Origin of the sequence: Stenotrophomonas maltophilia group sp. RNC7 (assembly GCF_030910085.1) — a bacterium.
GTDB classification, from domain to species: Bacteria; Pseudomonadota; Gammaproteobacteria; order Xanthomonadales; family Xanthomonadaceae; genus Stenotrophomonas; species Stenotrophomonas sepilia.
On record NZ_JAVFVN010000747.1, the window covers coordinates 1 to 533 of the forward strand.

General features: G+C 63.0%; 1 protein-coding gene. It reads right to left on the minus strand.

Annotated features, from left to right (window positions below):
* Window positions 1-533 (minus strand): hypothetical protein (locus tag RCF13_RS17825; RefSeq protein ID WP_308141410.1); only part of this gene is annotated, 533 nt, incomplete at both ends.

Here is a 533-nt window from a genome sequence, read left to right on the forward strand (position 1 = left end):
AATGCACCGCTTTGACCGGCGAACGTAGCAGCCCCGAAGACGCGTGCCATTTCCTGCGGCTTGATCCCCATGCTCGCGTTGGCAGCGAACGCAATCTGGGCAAATTCATCTCCCGACGCCTGGTTCGCCGTAGCGGCACGCTGGGCCTCGCGAAAGATGGTCATTGAGTCCGCAGAATTGAAGCGGCCGGACGATAGCAACGAGTTCAGCGTTGCCGATGCGCTTTCCCGGGTTCCGCCACCATATCGGATCGCATCGCGGATAGCCCGGTCCATTTCAGTCCGTCCAGCGATACGTCGTGCTCGATCCTCGGCTGCGTTCAGCGACGGATCACCGTATGCGGTGTTCGCCATATGGGCGAGCTGCTCGTCATAGGAGAACGCCCGATTGACCTTCGGCGCCACCACGGCGGCACCCGCCATAACCCCAGCAGCCAACAGGCCAGCCTTCTGAGCGCCGGCGATCAGGCGCTGCCGCCCGCTGAACACGCCCATCTCGGCATTCAGCCGTCCGACCGTCTGGCGCATCTGTTC